The sequence below is a fragment of the Methylobacterium sp. Leaf469 genome, from assembly GCF_001424745.1.
In the GTDB taxonomy this organism is placed as follows: Bacteria; Pseudomonadota; Alphaproteobacteria; order Rhizobiales; family Beijerinckiaceae; genus Methylobacterium.
This window is the reverse complement of record NZ_LMRE01000001.1, coordinates 481,399-494,155: the sequence shown is the minus strand read 5'-3', so window position 1 is coordinate 494,155 and position 12,757 is coordinate 481,399. Positions and strand designations below refer to the sequence as shown.

General features: G+C 67.3%; 10 protein-coding genes. 3 read left to right on the top strand and 7 right to left on the bottom strand.

The window, feature by feature from the left end:
• Positions 1 to 66: 66 nt before the first annotated feature.
• The 3 genes from ASG60_RS02355 to ASG60_RS02345 form a co-directional block, all read right to left on the bottom strand.
• A complete protein-coding gene (locus ASG60_RS02355) occupies positions 67 to 1,722 on the bottom strand; it encodes an acyl-CoA synthetase (protein ID WP_056384140.1) in 1,656 nt (551 codons plus the stop codon).
• A gap of 124 nt (positions 1,723 to 1,846) precedes the next feature.
• On the bottom strand, positions 1,847 to 2,035 hold the full coding sequence (locus tag ASG60_RS02350; RefSeq protein WP_056384139.1) for a hypothetical protein: 189 nt from the start codon (positions 2,033 to 2,035) through the stop codon (positions 1,847 to 1,849).
• A gap of 24 nt (positions 2,036 to 2,059) precedes the next feature.
• A complete protein-coding gene (locus ASG60_RS02345; protein WP_056263320.1) occupies positions 2,060 to 3,010 on the bottom strand; it encodes a LysR family transcriptional regulator in 951 nt (316 codons plus the stop codon).
• A 99-nt stretch (positions 3,011 to 3,109) separates the two neighbouring features.
• Between ASG60_RS02345 and ASG60_RS02340 the strand changes: the two genes are divergently transcribed.
• Positions 3,110 to 3,469 carry a hypothetical protein gene (locus ASG60_RS02340; protein ID WP_056384138.1) on the top strand — a complete coding sequence of 120 codons (360 nt, stop codon included), beginning with the start codon at positions 3,110 to 3,112 and terminating at the stop codon, positions 3,467 to 3,469.
• Positions 3,470 to 3,655: 186 nt separating this feature from the next.
• Complete coding sequence (locus ASG60_RS02335; RefSeq protein ID WP_056384137.1) at positions 3,656 to 4,765, top strand: asparaginase; 1,110 nt, start codon at positions 3,656 to 3,658, stop codon at positions 4,763 to 4,765.
• A gap of 511 nt (positions 4,766 to 5,276) precedes the next feature.
• Here ASG60_RS02335 and ASG60_RS02330 read toward each other — a convergent pair.
• From ASG60_RS02330 to ASG60_RS02315, 4 genes are all read right to left on the bottom strand, one after another.
• On the bottom strand, positions 5,277 to 6,743 hold the full coding sequence (locus tag ASG60_RS02330) for a methyl-accepting chemotaxis protein (protein WP_056303033.1): 1,467 nt from the start codon (positions 6,741 to 6,743) through the stop codon (positions 5,277 to 5,279).
• A gap of 1,067 nt (positions 6,744 to 7,810) precedes the next feature.
• On the bottom strand, positions 7,811 to 8,731 hold the full coding sequence (locus ASG60_RS02325; protein ID WP_056384136.1) for a bestrophin family protein: 921 nt from the start codon (positions 8,729 to 8,731) through the stop codon (positions 7,811 to 7,813).
• 189 nt (positions 8,732 to 8,920) lie between these two features.
• On the bottom strand, positions 8,921 to 10,897 hold the full coding sequence (locus ASG60_RS02320; RefSeq protein ID WP_056166344.1) for a CoA-transferase: 1,977 nt from the start codon (positions 10,895 to 10,897) through the stop codon (positions 8,921 to 8,923).
• A 293-nt stretch (positions 10,898 to 11,190) separates the two neighbouring features.
• Positions 11,191 to 11,640, bottom strand: a complete 450-nt coding sequence (locus ASG60_RS02315) for a tellurite resistance TerB family protein (RefSeq protein WP_056384135.1) — start codon at positions 11,638 to 11,640, stop codon at positions 11,191 to 11,193.
• 337 nt (positions 11,641 to 11,977) lie between these two features.
• Between ASG60_RS02315 and ASG60_RS02310 the strand changes: the two genes are divergently transcribed.
• Entirely contained in the window at positions 11,978 to 12,658 is a 681-nt protein-coding gene (locus ASG60_RS02310; RefSeq protein ID WP_056384134.1) for a response regulator transcription factor, read from the top strand.
• The last annotated feature ends 99 nt before the right edge of the window (positions 12,659 to 12,757 follow it).

Genomic DNA, 12,757 nt, shown 5'->3' with positions numbered 1-12,757 from the left:
AACCGCGATTGTCTGGCGAGAAAAGACGCAACTCTCAAGTAGCGAGTATGTGTGGATGCTTGGAGGTTATTCCTCTCTCGCCAGCTCCCGCAAAAGATACTTCTGCACCTTGCCCGTCGCGGTCTTGGGCAAGTCCCCGAACACGATGTGGCGCGGGAGCGTGTAGCCGGCCAGCCGCTCGCGGCACCAGGCGATGAGGGCGTCGGCCTCAAGGGTAGCGCCGGGTTTGAGTTCGACGAAGGCCATGGGGGTCTCGCCCCATTTCGGGTCCGGCCGGGCGACCACGGCGGCGGAGGCGATCGCCGGGTGGCGGAACAGGGCGTCCTCGACCTCGATGGAGGAGATGTTCTCGCCGCCCGAGATGATGATGTCCTTCGCGCGGTCCTTGAGCTGGATGTAGCCGTCGGGGTGCTTCACCCCGAGGTCGCCCGAGCGGAACCAGCCGCCCTTGAAAGCGGCCTCGGTGGCGGACGGGTTCTTGAGGTAGCCGCGCATCACCACGTTGCCGCGGAACATCGCCTCGCCCATGGTCGTCCCGTCGGCCGGTACGGACTCGCAGGTTTCGGGATCGCGGATGTCGAACCCTTCGAGCACGGGGTAGCGCACGCCCTGGCGCGCCATCTTCTCGGCCCGCGCATCGGCATCGAGGGCGTCCCAGTCCCGGTGCCAGGCGTTCACGACCGCCGGTCCGTAGGTCTCCGTCAGCCCGTAGAGGTGGGTCACGTCGAAGCCGGCCGCCCCCATGGCGGCCAGCACCGCCTGGGGCGGGGGCGCGGCGGCGGTGAGGAAGGCGACCCGGTGGGGAAGGGGGCGGCGCTCGCCGTCGGAGGCTCCGAGGAGGAGCTGCATGACGATGGGCGCGCCGCACAGATGGGTGACGCCGTGCTCGGCGATCGCCGCGTAGAGCGCCCCGGCCCGCACCTGCCTGAGGCAGACATGGGTGCCGGCCACCACCGAGAGGGTCCAGGGGAAGCACCAGCCGTTGCAGTGAAACATCGGCAGGGTCCAGAGATAGACCGGATGCTGCCCGAGGTTGCCGGTAATGACGTTGCCGAGCGACAGCAGGGCCGCGCCGCGATGGTGATAGACCACCCCCTTGGGGTCGCCCGTGGTGCCGGAAGTGTAGTTCAGCGCGATCGCGTCCCACTCGTCCGCCGGCATCGCCCAATCCGCCGCCGGATCGCCCTCGGCCAGAAGCGCCTCGTAACCGAGGCTGCCGACGGCCGAGCCGTCGCCGGTGAACACCGGATCGTCGACATCGATGACGAGGGGTTTCACCGTCGCCTGCGCCAGGGCGCACGCGACCACCGTGGAGAACTCCCGGTCGATGACGAGGATCTTCGCTTCGCCGTGATCGAGGCAGAAGGCGAGGCCGGCGGCGTCGAGGCGGGTGTTCAGGGTGTTGAGCACGGCGCCGGTCATCGGCACCCCGTAATGGCACTCGATCATCTCGGGCGTGTTGGCGAGCAGCACCGCCACGGTGTCGCCCCGGCCGATGCCGCGTGCGGCCAGGGCCGCGGCGAGGCGTCGGCTGCGCGCGTAGAGGTCGGCGTAGGTCCGGCGCAGCGGTCCGTGGATCACCGCGACGTGGTCGGGAAACACCCGCGCCGCGCGATCGAGGTAGCTCAGGGGCGTGAGCGGCTGATGGTTGGCCGGGTTCTTGTCCAGATCCCGGTCATAGATCGAGGGTCCGGCAGCCGGGGCCGAATCGGAGGCGTTCATGGCGTGTCTCCCTTTCGGGATACCGTACCGGTCGGCCTTCGGCCGACAAGTGGCCCCTGGCCGGCAAAGGTCCTTCGGGCGACAAGGTGCCCCGGCCGGCAAGGGACGCCCCGCAAAGGGCGCGTCAGCCGCCGCCGGGATCGGTCTCGTCGTCCGGCGTGCCGCCGCCCTGGGGGCCCGCGCCGGGCTTGCCGTCGGTCTTCTCGTTGGGGTCCATCACCGCGTCCGGGGCCGCGTTGGCGGGCTTACCCTGAGGGCCCTTCCGGGTGTCTTTCGCAGCATCCTGAGACGTGTTGTCGTGATCGTCGGCCATGGGCGTCCTCCTCGGTGTTCGCTCCTAACGCGCCGCACCGAAGGCGGTGCCCGGCGCCTCGGCCTCGGCAAGGCGAAGGATGGTGGCGCGCAGCCAGCGATGGGCCGGATCGTCGTCGTAGGAGGCGTGCCACAGCATCGAGATCGCCACATCCTCCAGCTCCACGGGGGCCGGGCTGACGCTGAGCCCGAGTGCCCCGGCGAAGAAGGTGGCGAGGCGCGCGTGCATGGTGGTGATCACCGGGGCGCTGCGCACGAGGAACGGCACGGCGAGGAAGCGCGGCGTCGTCACCGCCAGGGTCCGGCTCATCCCGAGTTTCGCCAGGGCGTCGTCCACCACCCCGTGGGCGGTCTCCTTCAGGCTGGTGAGGACGTGGGGGAAGCGGACGTAATCGGCGAGCGAGATCGGGGGCGTGATGCCGACGAGGTCGGCGTTGAACATGCAGAGGTAGTTGTCGCGGTAGAGCAGGCGGCGCTTGTGATGCGTCTGCCCCTCCGTGAAGAAGCCGATGCCGAGGTCGACCCGGTCGGCGTCGAGCTCGTGCAGGATGCGGATGCGGTCGATGGAGCGCAGCAGCAGGCTGATCCCGGGCGCCTCCGCCCTCAGGTAGGCGAGCAGCCGGGGCCCGAGCAGCACCTCCGCGCTGTCGGGCAGGCCGATGGTGAAGGTGCGCGTGACCGTGCGCGGGTCGAACACCGCGTCGCGCCGGACCAGGGACTGCACCTGCCGCAGCAGGGTGCGGACGGGCTCGGCGAGCGCCAGGGCGCGCGGCGTCGGGCGCATCCCCTCGGGCGCCCGGGTCAGGAGTTCGTCGCCGAACAGCACCCTTAGGCGCGCCAGCGAAGAGCTCATGGCGGATTGGCCGATGCCGATGCGTGCGGCCGCACGGGTGACGCCGCGCTCGGACAGGAGGGCGTCGAGGGCCACCAGGAGGTTGAGGTCGATCCGTGACAGATCGACATGGTCAATAGTCATTATCGATGCGTTCTGTTTGATCCATGGTGCACCGCACTGCATATCGGGTCCAGACGCAAGGGCACACCGCTCCTTGCCCACACCGCGAGACCCGACACCATGACGTACCGGATCTTCACCGCCGCCGCCGCCCTCGCCGCCGCCCTCACGGGCACCGCTTCGGCCGAGACCATCAAGCCGCTCGATGGCGGCAGCATCAACCTCGGCGAACTCGCCGGCGTGGCCTATTACACCGCCGAGCCCAAGGGCTACCGGGTCGTCGTGACCCTGGCCCGCACGGATGCCGCCCGCGCCGTTCGCTTCGAGACCGTCCTGGCCTCCGGCCAGAGCGTGACCCTCTCGACGCCGCAGGAACGCGGCGCGGCCGCCGAGGCCGTCGAGATCAGCCGCACCGGCGACACCGTCGCCGTGTCCCGGCCACGCCCGGCTCCGACCCGGGAAGCGGCGGCCCTCGACTGAAGGGTCTCGCCGTTGCCGCCCTTCGCTCTCCCGGCCCGTCCCGGCCGGGAGAGTTTTTCGTCGATCCGGTGACAAGTCGGGCGTGCTGCACCCCGAATGGTGCCCATCGCTGTCTTTTTCACCTGGGCGCGGGTGGTTGCACGGGCCACAATAGCGGGAACACCGTCACCGACCCAGGACCGATTCATGCGACGCACCGCACCGGCCACCCTTCTGGCGCTCCTCATGGCGGGAAGCCTGCCCGTCGCCGCCCTGGAAGGCCCGGCTCCGGCCGCGCCCGGCACCACCGCCCCGGCGGCTGTGACGGCAAAACCACGCGTCGTCATCGTCGCCACCGGCGGGACCATCGCGGGGGCGGGGGCGGATGCGGCCAACAGCGCCACCTACCAGGCCGCCAAGGTGCCGGTGGACAAGCTCATCGCCGCCGTGCCGGCCATCGCGGGCGTGGCCGACGTGCGCGGCGAGCAGGCGTTCCAGATCGCCTCCGAGAGCTTCACCAACGCCCAACTCATCCAGCTCGCCAAGCAGATCTCGGCCCTGGTCAAGCGCGACGACGTCGACGGGGTGGTCGTCACCCACGGCACCGACACGGTGGAGGAGACGGCCTACTTCCTCGACCTCGTGGTGAAGACCGACAAGCCCATCGTGATGGTGGCTTCCATGCGCCCCTCCACGGCGATCTCGGCGGACGGGGCCCTCAACCTCCTCGACGCCGTCGTGGTGGCGAGCGCCAAGGAGGCGCGCGCCAAGGGCGTGCTGCTGACCATGAACGACGAGATCCAGGCCGGCCGCGACAGCACCAAGCGTGTCAACATCAAGCCCTCCGCCTTCTTCAGCCAATGGGGACCGCTGGGCATGGTGGTCGAGGGCAAGACCTACTGGTTCCGCGCCCCGGTGAAGCGCCACGGCACCACCTCCGAGTTCAATATCGACGGGATCGACAGCCTGCCCGAGGTCGCCATCGTGTACGGCTCCGGCAACATGCACCCGGAGCCCTACATCTCGGCGGTCGCGGGCGGCGCCAAGGCGATCATCCACGCCGGCACCGGCAACGGCTCGGTCGCCGGGTACCTCGTCGACACCCTGAAGGACCTCCGCGCGAAGGGCGTGCAGATCATCCGCTCGTCGCGCGTCGGCGACGGCTTCGTCCTGCGCAACGCCGAGCAGCCCGACGACAAGTACGACTGGGTGGTGGCCCATGACCTCAACCCGCAGAAGGCCAAGATCCTGGCCGCGGTGGCGCTGACGAAAACGCAGGACACGAAGGAGCTGCAGCGGATCTTCTGGGAGTATTGAGTGGCGGATGACCGGCGGTCGAGGGACGGCGGCGGACGTGCCGCTCGACACCCGTCCCCTCGATTCCGGAAGATCTCGGAGGCGGATATGGGTCTTCCGTCTCACGACGCCTGTTTTAAGATGCCAACCGGATGAGGCTTGGCGCTATCGACCTTGCGGTTTGCAACCCGCCCCACGGGCCGCTCCGTCCGCGCTCCGAATGCACCAACTCGACGTCTTCTGCCATGCTTCGGCTCGGGTTCGGGCAATGCTCGGTTCGCAAGTCCGAAGCGCTCCGTCCTGTTCCAGCTAGTTCCAGGGCACGCGCTTCGTTCATCACGAGCAGTGCTGCGAACCGACTCCACAGGTACGAACCGGCCGGATTGAGTGGTCGACCCGAAGCCGCATCGGACTTTCGTGGATTCCGATCGGCGTCCAGCAGGCCGTCGACCCGGATTGCCCTTGCTAGGCGACGGCTCGGGAGAAGCCACGTCGCGCCCTCACGCCCTGGCGCGTCAGGCAGCCTTCACAATCAGGCCGCCTTGACGGTTTGGAGGAACCGGTTGACCTCGCCTCCGAGTTGATTGGCTTCCTGCGCCAGTTCCGAGGCCGAGGCGAGGGCCCGGGCCGCCGCCTCGCCGGTCTCGCCGGCCGAGTGGGCGACGCCGCCGATGACGGCCGTGATTGCCCCGGTACCGGTGGCTGCCTCAGCCACATTGCGAATGATCTCCTGGGTCGCCGATCCCTGCTGGTCTACCGCCGAAGCGATGGCGTCCGCCGTCCGGCTCATCGTGCGGATCTGCGCAACGATCGCCTCGATGGCCGTTACCGCCTCACCGGTCGTGCCTTGAATCGCGTTGATCTGCTGCGTGATGTCCTCGGTCGCCCGGGCGGTCTGGTTGGCGAGCTCCTTGACCTCTGCCGCCACGACCGCAAAGCCCCGTCCGGCTTCCCCGGCGCGCGCCGCTTCGATGGTTGCGTTGAGGGCCAGGAGGTTTGTTTGGCCGGCAATGCCGGAAATCATTCCGACGACGTCTCCGATCCGGGCTGCGCCCGTGCTCAAAGCATGAACCAGGTGACCGGTGGCGTTGGCTTGACCCACCGCGCCCTGTGCCACCCGCGCCGATTCCGCCACCTGGCGACCGATCTCCTGAACGGAAGCGCCGAGTTCCTCGGCGGCACAGGCCACTTGGCTGACGTTGTGCGCGGCCCTCTCGGCGGCGCCGACCACGGACATGGCCCGGTCCGTCGTGCCCTCCGCCGTCCCCCGCATGACCCGGGCGGTGTCCTGCATCGCCGCCGCCGCTTGCGTGACCCGGCCCAGGATGCCGCTCACCGTGGATTCAAAGTAGTGGGCGGTCTGCTGCATGGCGGCCCGGCGCTGCGTATCCGCTCCGGCCCGCATCAGGACGGTCTCCGATTCCAGTGCCCGCATCCGCTCCATTTGCTCCCGGATCGCGCCCTCGGCGGCAGCTTGTGCGGCGAACACCGTCGCGATGGTGCGCGCGATCCAGGCCAGCACGCACGTCTCGAAGATTAGCATGACAGCATGGAGTACCACGCGTGCCGTGTCCGAGTTCTTGGCTCCACCGGGAAAGATCAGCGCCGGCATCGCGATGTTCACCGCGAGATGGTGACCGGCGATGGCGGCGGCGCAAACGACAAGAACGGTCCAGTCGCACCACGCGACCAGCACTGCCAGGCAGACGAAGAAGTACATGTGCAGGTCGATCTGCCAGAGATGCCCCGTCAGTGCAGAGATCAGGATCGCTGCCATTTGAACGAGCGATAGGCTGCAGACCAGGCGGGTGGCCAAGCCTGTCGGCGAGTTCCACCACACCAAGGTGCTGAGTCCAGCCAGGAGGCCGGCGACCACGAGGGGTACCGTCGGCGCATTTCCAGCGACCCAGGCGCTGAATGCGATGACCGGGAGATGCATCCAGAGGAGGGTGATGAGATATCGGCCGAAAATTTGCCGGAGAGAATCCAGGTTCGTCATCGCGGGCCGGGGTCCATTGCGCTGGTCAGATTCGGGAGGATGGCGTGCAGGCTGTGGCAAACTGGGCGTCTATGACGAGCCAAGCTCCGGAGGCGTAGAGGCGAGCGACAAAATCGGTCGACCCGGCCCGCACCACGAGGACATTGTCCCAGCCGCCGAGACGCAGAATGGTGCCTCCAGCCCGTGCCACGATGGCTGCTGTGTCGCGCCCAGGCGGACCAATCACAGCCACGGTATCCGAGGTCGGGACAGCCATGACGCTGACCGGGAGAACCAGGATCGCGAGCGCCGTGCCCCAGAGGAGGAGCAACCCTGCGCGATTGGATGATGTGACTTGTGTCACTGGCGAAACCGGATCGATTGAATATGATCTGTGTTAGTAGGGACTACGTTCTAAAAAACCGTTACGGATTGTTTTTATTGTCGAATTGTATTCGCTCGGATCTCTAGTAAATACGAATATACGCAAGACTAAGTCATTGCATTTGATGTCTTGTTTTTGTGGCGATCGATTCTACCGGAGGTTATGCTACAGGTGCCCTCGAAATAAATAACAACCGAAATTTATCGAGCCTTGATCGTATTGCGGTACCTGTTGCAAGACTTGGAATCTGACGATATCGAATTATGGCCGGACCAGGCGCGAGGCCGCGGTATTTGCCGCCTAGCATCATGCGCACTGCGTGCCGTCTCCCATTTCGCGAGTTTCTCATCGTGCTTTCCGCCATCGCGCGTCGGTTTCCGCAGCGTGATAGAAACGTCTGGCTGATACGAAGAAGCGGGACTCGTCGTACAGTTCGTCCCTGGATACCTGCACGACCCGCTGAACTATCTCGCATTCGACGACCTGCACGGACGAGCGAGGCGTCGCATTCGATCGCCGCACTGTGAACCGCTTGGTTGTGGTCGTTGCCCCGTCGACCAATGCGCCACGACGGCAAATCTGCGGCCTCAGGCCTGCATCGGCGGTGCGGCTGCCGAATGGGGACGGGCGGAATGCTATTCCTGGCTGGCGATCGAAGGGGCAGCCTGCCTCTGCCGACGACGTCGACGTCGACGTCGGTCTCTCACGTCAGCCAATACCGCTCCGGCTTGAGCGCCGGAGGGGCCGGCTCGCCGAGCGCGTCGAGGACGACGCCGTCGAGGGTGTGGAGGAGCGCGTCCAACGGCAGATCGTTGGGCTCCGTGCCGAACGGCTCCTCGAGTTCGTCGCCGAGGGCATCGAGGCCGAAGAACGTGTAGGCGACGAGGGCCACGGCGAGCGGCGTCGCCCAGCCGAGGGAGGCTGCGAGGCCGAACGGCAGCAGCAGGCAGTAGAGCCACGCCGTGCGGTACAGGAGCAGGGTGTAGGCGAACGGCAAGGGCGTGGAATGGATGCGCTCGCACACGACCTGCGCCTGGGAGAGGGCGGCGATCCGCTGTTCGAGAAGGCCGAACAGCACGTCCGTGAGGGCGCCGGTTCGATAGGCGTCGGCCAGATCGGCGGTGAGGCGCACCAGCACAGCATCGGCCGCGCTCGGCCCCCGGACGAGGGCGTCGGCCTCGCCGGGCGGAAGCCAGGGGCTCGCGGCCGCGACCTCGTTTCCGCCCCGCACCTGGGCATGGAGGGCATGGGCGAACCCCGAGATCCGCCGCAGGACCCGTCGCCGCAGATCCTGATGCTCCGGCTCGGGCAGGAGTGCGGCCAGCAGGCGGGCGATCCCCCGCGTCTCGACGATGAGCGAGCCCCAGGCCCGGCGCGCCTCCCACCAGCGATCGTAGCAGGCGCCGTTGCGAAAGCTCAGGAAGATCGAGAGGGCCAACCCGATGAGGGTGAACGGCCCGACCCCGGCGGTGATGGGGAAGGCTGCGGGCCAGCGCATCTCCGCCGCCACTACGGCGAGCGCCACGGCGGTGATGCCCAGAACTTTCGGTGCCACCTGCGGCAGGATCGAGCCGCGCAGGGTGAACAGGATCGTCAGAAGACCCGGACGCGAGCGGACGATCATTCTTTTGGATGCTTCGGTGTTCGAGCGCGAGAACCCTCCCCCCCGCTGCGGGGGAGGGTGGCCCGCGTGAGCGGGTCGGGAGAGGGGAGCGCTGCCCTCTGCGAAAAGGTCGCGCCGCCCCTCTTGCGGGACTTCGTCCCGGCCCGCCCGCTCCGCAGGCACCCTCTCCCGCAGGCGGGAGGAGGTTTTTTACGCCGCCGACGCGATGGCGGTGGAGGCGCGGCGGACCTTCTTGTCGAGGCCGTCCACGAAGGCGTGGGCGTCCTCCTTGCGCTCGAACACGTGCGGGGCGAGCCCGCGCCGGTTGAGGGCTTCTTCCATCTTGAGGCGCAGGAAGGCGCTCGTGGCGTAGCGGGTGGTGGTCGCGTAGTAGTTCGCTGCCAAGTATTGGATCATGCTCGCGTAGTCGTCGTAGAGGTTCTCGTTGATGCGGAATCCGTCGTGGTTGACCACGGAGTTGACCCGCTGGCCGGCCTTCTTGCAGGCGCCGACCAGAACCTTGCGCAGATCGTCGATGTCGCTCTTCACGCGGGCATGCCAGCCCTCGAGGTTGACGAATAGGATGTTGCGCTCGGAATCGTAGCTGACGCGCTCCGACAAGTTGAGGTTCAGGAGATCGGCGAGGAGCTCCATCGGCTCGTCGCGGAACAGGCGCGCATCCATGAGCGCCGGCTGCTTGATGATGGGCGTGAAGCCCATATGGGGCAGGATGTCCCGCTCGATGTCGATGCCCGGCGCCACCTCGATGAGTTCCAGGCCTTCGTCGGTGAGCTGGAACACGCAGCGCTCGGTCACGTAGATCACCGGCTGCGAACGCATCTGCGCGTAGGAGCCGCTGAAGGTGATCTGCTCCACCTGGGGCAGGAACTTCTGCGCGCGCCCCTCGGTGACGATGCGGAGCTTGCCGTCCTCGATCACCGTCTCCAGGCCGCCCACCGTGAACGTGCCGGCGAAGACGACGCAGCGGGCGTTCTGCGAGATGTTGATGAAGCCGCCGCAGCCGTTGAGGCGGCCGCCGAACATGCTCGTGTTGACGTTGCCGTGCTGGTCGCACTCGGCCAGCCCGAGGCAGGTCATGTCGAGGCCGCCGCCGTCGTAGAAGTCGAACATCTGGTTCTGGTCGATGACGCAGTCGGCATTCGTCGCCGCGCCGAAGCTCGACCCGCTGGCCAGCACGCCGCCCACCGCCCCGGCCTCCGTGGTGAGGGTGATGTAGGGGGTCACCTTTTCCTCGTTGGCCACCGCCGAGATGCCCTCCGGCGCGCCGACGCCGAGATTGACCACGCCGTTGGGCGGCAGCTCGAAGGCGGCGCGCCGGGCGATGATCTTGCGGGCATCGAGCGCCATCTTCTTCATGCCGGTCACCGGCACGCGGATCTGGCCGGCGAGCGCCGCATCGTGCTGCACGCCGTAGTTCATCCGGTGCATCTCGGGCTCGGCCAACACCACGCAGTCGACGAGGATGCCGGGTACCCGCACGTCCTTCGGCAGCAGGAAGCCGTCGTCGACGATGCGCTCGACCTGGGCGATGACGATGCCGCCGTTGTTGCGCGCCGCCATGGCCTGGGCGAGGCAGTCGAGGGTGAGCGCCTCCTTCTCGAAGGAGATGTTGCCGGCGGGATCGGCCGAGGTGCCGCGGATGAAGGCGACGTCGATCTTGGTGGCGGTGTAGAACAGCCACTCCTCGCCATCGACGTCCACCACCTTGACGATCTCGTCCTGCGTTAGGGTGTTGACGCGGCCGCCGCCGTGCCGCGGATCGACGTAGGTGTGGAGGCCGACCTTGGAGAACAGTCCCGGCTGGCCGGCGGCGCAGGCGCGGTAGAGCTGCGAGATCACGCCCTGGGGCAGGTTGTAGCCGGTGATCTTGTTCTCCTGGGCCGCCTTGGCGACCTTCGGCATCCGGCCGAAATTCGCCGCGATGACGCGTTTGAGCAGGCCCTCGTGGTGGAGACGCCCGGTCCCGAGGCCTTTGCTGTCGCCGGCACCAGCGGTCATGATCAGGGTGAGGTCGCGCGGGGCGCCGGTCTCGACGAAGCGCTTCTCCAGGGCGGCGTGCAGCGCCTCCGGAATGCAGCTCTGAACGAAGCCCGTTGTGGTCACGACATCGTTCTGCCGGATGAGCGCGATGGCCTCTTCCGCCGAGATGACCTTATTTTTCTTCATTGCCCCGTTCTCCTCCCCGTGCCTCCACTGTCGATGTCAGGCGGCAGGATCTATTGTGCCGGTTTCGGTGTCGTGGAAGTCTTGTTGGCTGAGCCGAGCGTAGAGGCCGCCCCTCGACTTCGCAAGAGTGTCACGGATCGTGGTGCGGTGCGTTTAAGCGCTGTTGCGCTGCACATATGCATTGTGCCCGAACTATCCCCGGGACCTGTTTCCAGGCCCTGGAGGGGCTCGGGACGGGTATCGCGGCTGGCCATGACTGGCGAAGTCGCTGGTCGTCCCAAGATTATACATTATTACGCGCCGGATTGGCCTCCGAGAAGCCGGTCCTTGTCCACGCTCAGGGCCGCGGCGATCTCGGCCAGGGCGCGATGCTCGACGGCGCTGATGCCGGCCTGATCGGCGACATCGGCGGCAATGAGGAACACCGCCTCGCGCTGGCCCGCCTCGCGCCCGACGAGCCCCGCGACGTGCTGGAGGTTCTCCGCGCGGCCCGCCCGGGTGCGCGCTCGCTCCAGGGCCTCGAACAGTTCGGCTTCGAGCTTCAGCGTGTCGTAGCCCTTCTCGAGGATCGGGTTGGCCCGCATGCCCGCGAGTGCCGTCTCGACCTCCTCTTCGTCGATCTCGCTGTCGGCCAGGATGACGTTGGCGGCGGCCGAGACCGCCGCCTCCATCAGCACCCGGTCGCCGACATAGGCGGCGACGTTCTGCGTGAAGCGTCCGACGAGGTCCTGGATCAGTCCCATGATGCTCCCTGTTTCGGTTTGGCGTTTCGACTTGGTTTCGACTTGGCGTCACGCCTTGGCGGTACCGGGTGCGGCGCGACCGCAACAGACGACCGGACGGTGACGGGGCGCCACCCCACTTAACAAAAAATTAACCAGTTTCTTAACAAAACGATACCACCAAACGGCGCCGCGTCGCGGCGGATGTGTCGAGGATAGTCCAGGTTTCGTCCGGGTTATCCAAGTGTCCGTCGACGCCGTACGAAGTACGATTCAAGATCAAACCGAAATCGAAGCAGATCGGGTGCACGGCTGTGCTTGGCCGGGCGAACCCGCATGCGTGGAGCGAGACGGCGTCATGTACATCGTGGTCGATGAGCGTAGCTGCGTGGCGAGCGAGACCGTTGCGGGCTTCGGCGCCCAGGGCGTCACCGCCCACAGCCTCGCGGCGGACGCGTTCCAGGCCTGGCTCGACACCGCCCCGGCCGGAGACCTCGCCGCCGTGCAGGGGTTCGTGCTCGGAGAATCCGCGAGCCGGACCCGCAGCACCGCGGCGATCCGCAGCCTGTCGCACGCCCCGATCATCGCCCTCAACGAGACCCGCTCCCTGGAGCAGACCCTCGACCTGTTCACCGCCGGCATCGACGACGTGGTGCGCCGTCCGGTCCATGTCCGCGAGATCCTCGCCCGTGCCGAAGCCATCCGCCGGCGGATGGGCCGGGGCGAGGGGCAGGGCGCGGCCCAGGACAAGGCCGGCCGCCTCAAGATCCACACCGACGGCCGCGATCCCGAGATCGACGGCACCAGCCTGACGCTGCCCCGGCGCGAGCGCCACATCCTCGAATATTTCGCGCGCAACCGCGGCCGCCAGCTCACCCGCGCCCAGATCTTCAACGCCGTCTACGCCGACCACGGCAGCGACGTGGAGGAGAGCGTCGTCGAGGGCCACATCAGCAAGCTGCGTAAGAAGCTGCGCATGCGCCTGGGCTATGATCCCATCGAGGCCAAGCGCCTGGCGGGGTACACCTTCGTCGGCTGACGGCGCTTTCTGTATCCGCTCAAACGAAAGAACCCGCGCTCTCGAAGGAGAACGCGGGTTCTTTCGTTCGAGCGCGACCGTCCCCGGAGCGGAGCCCGG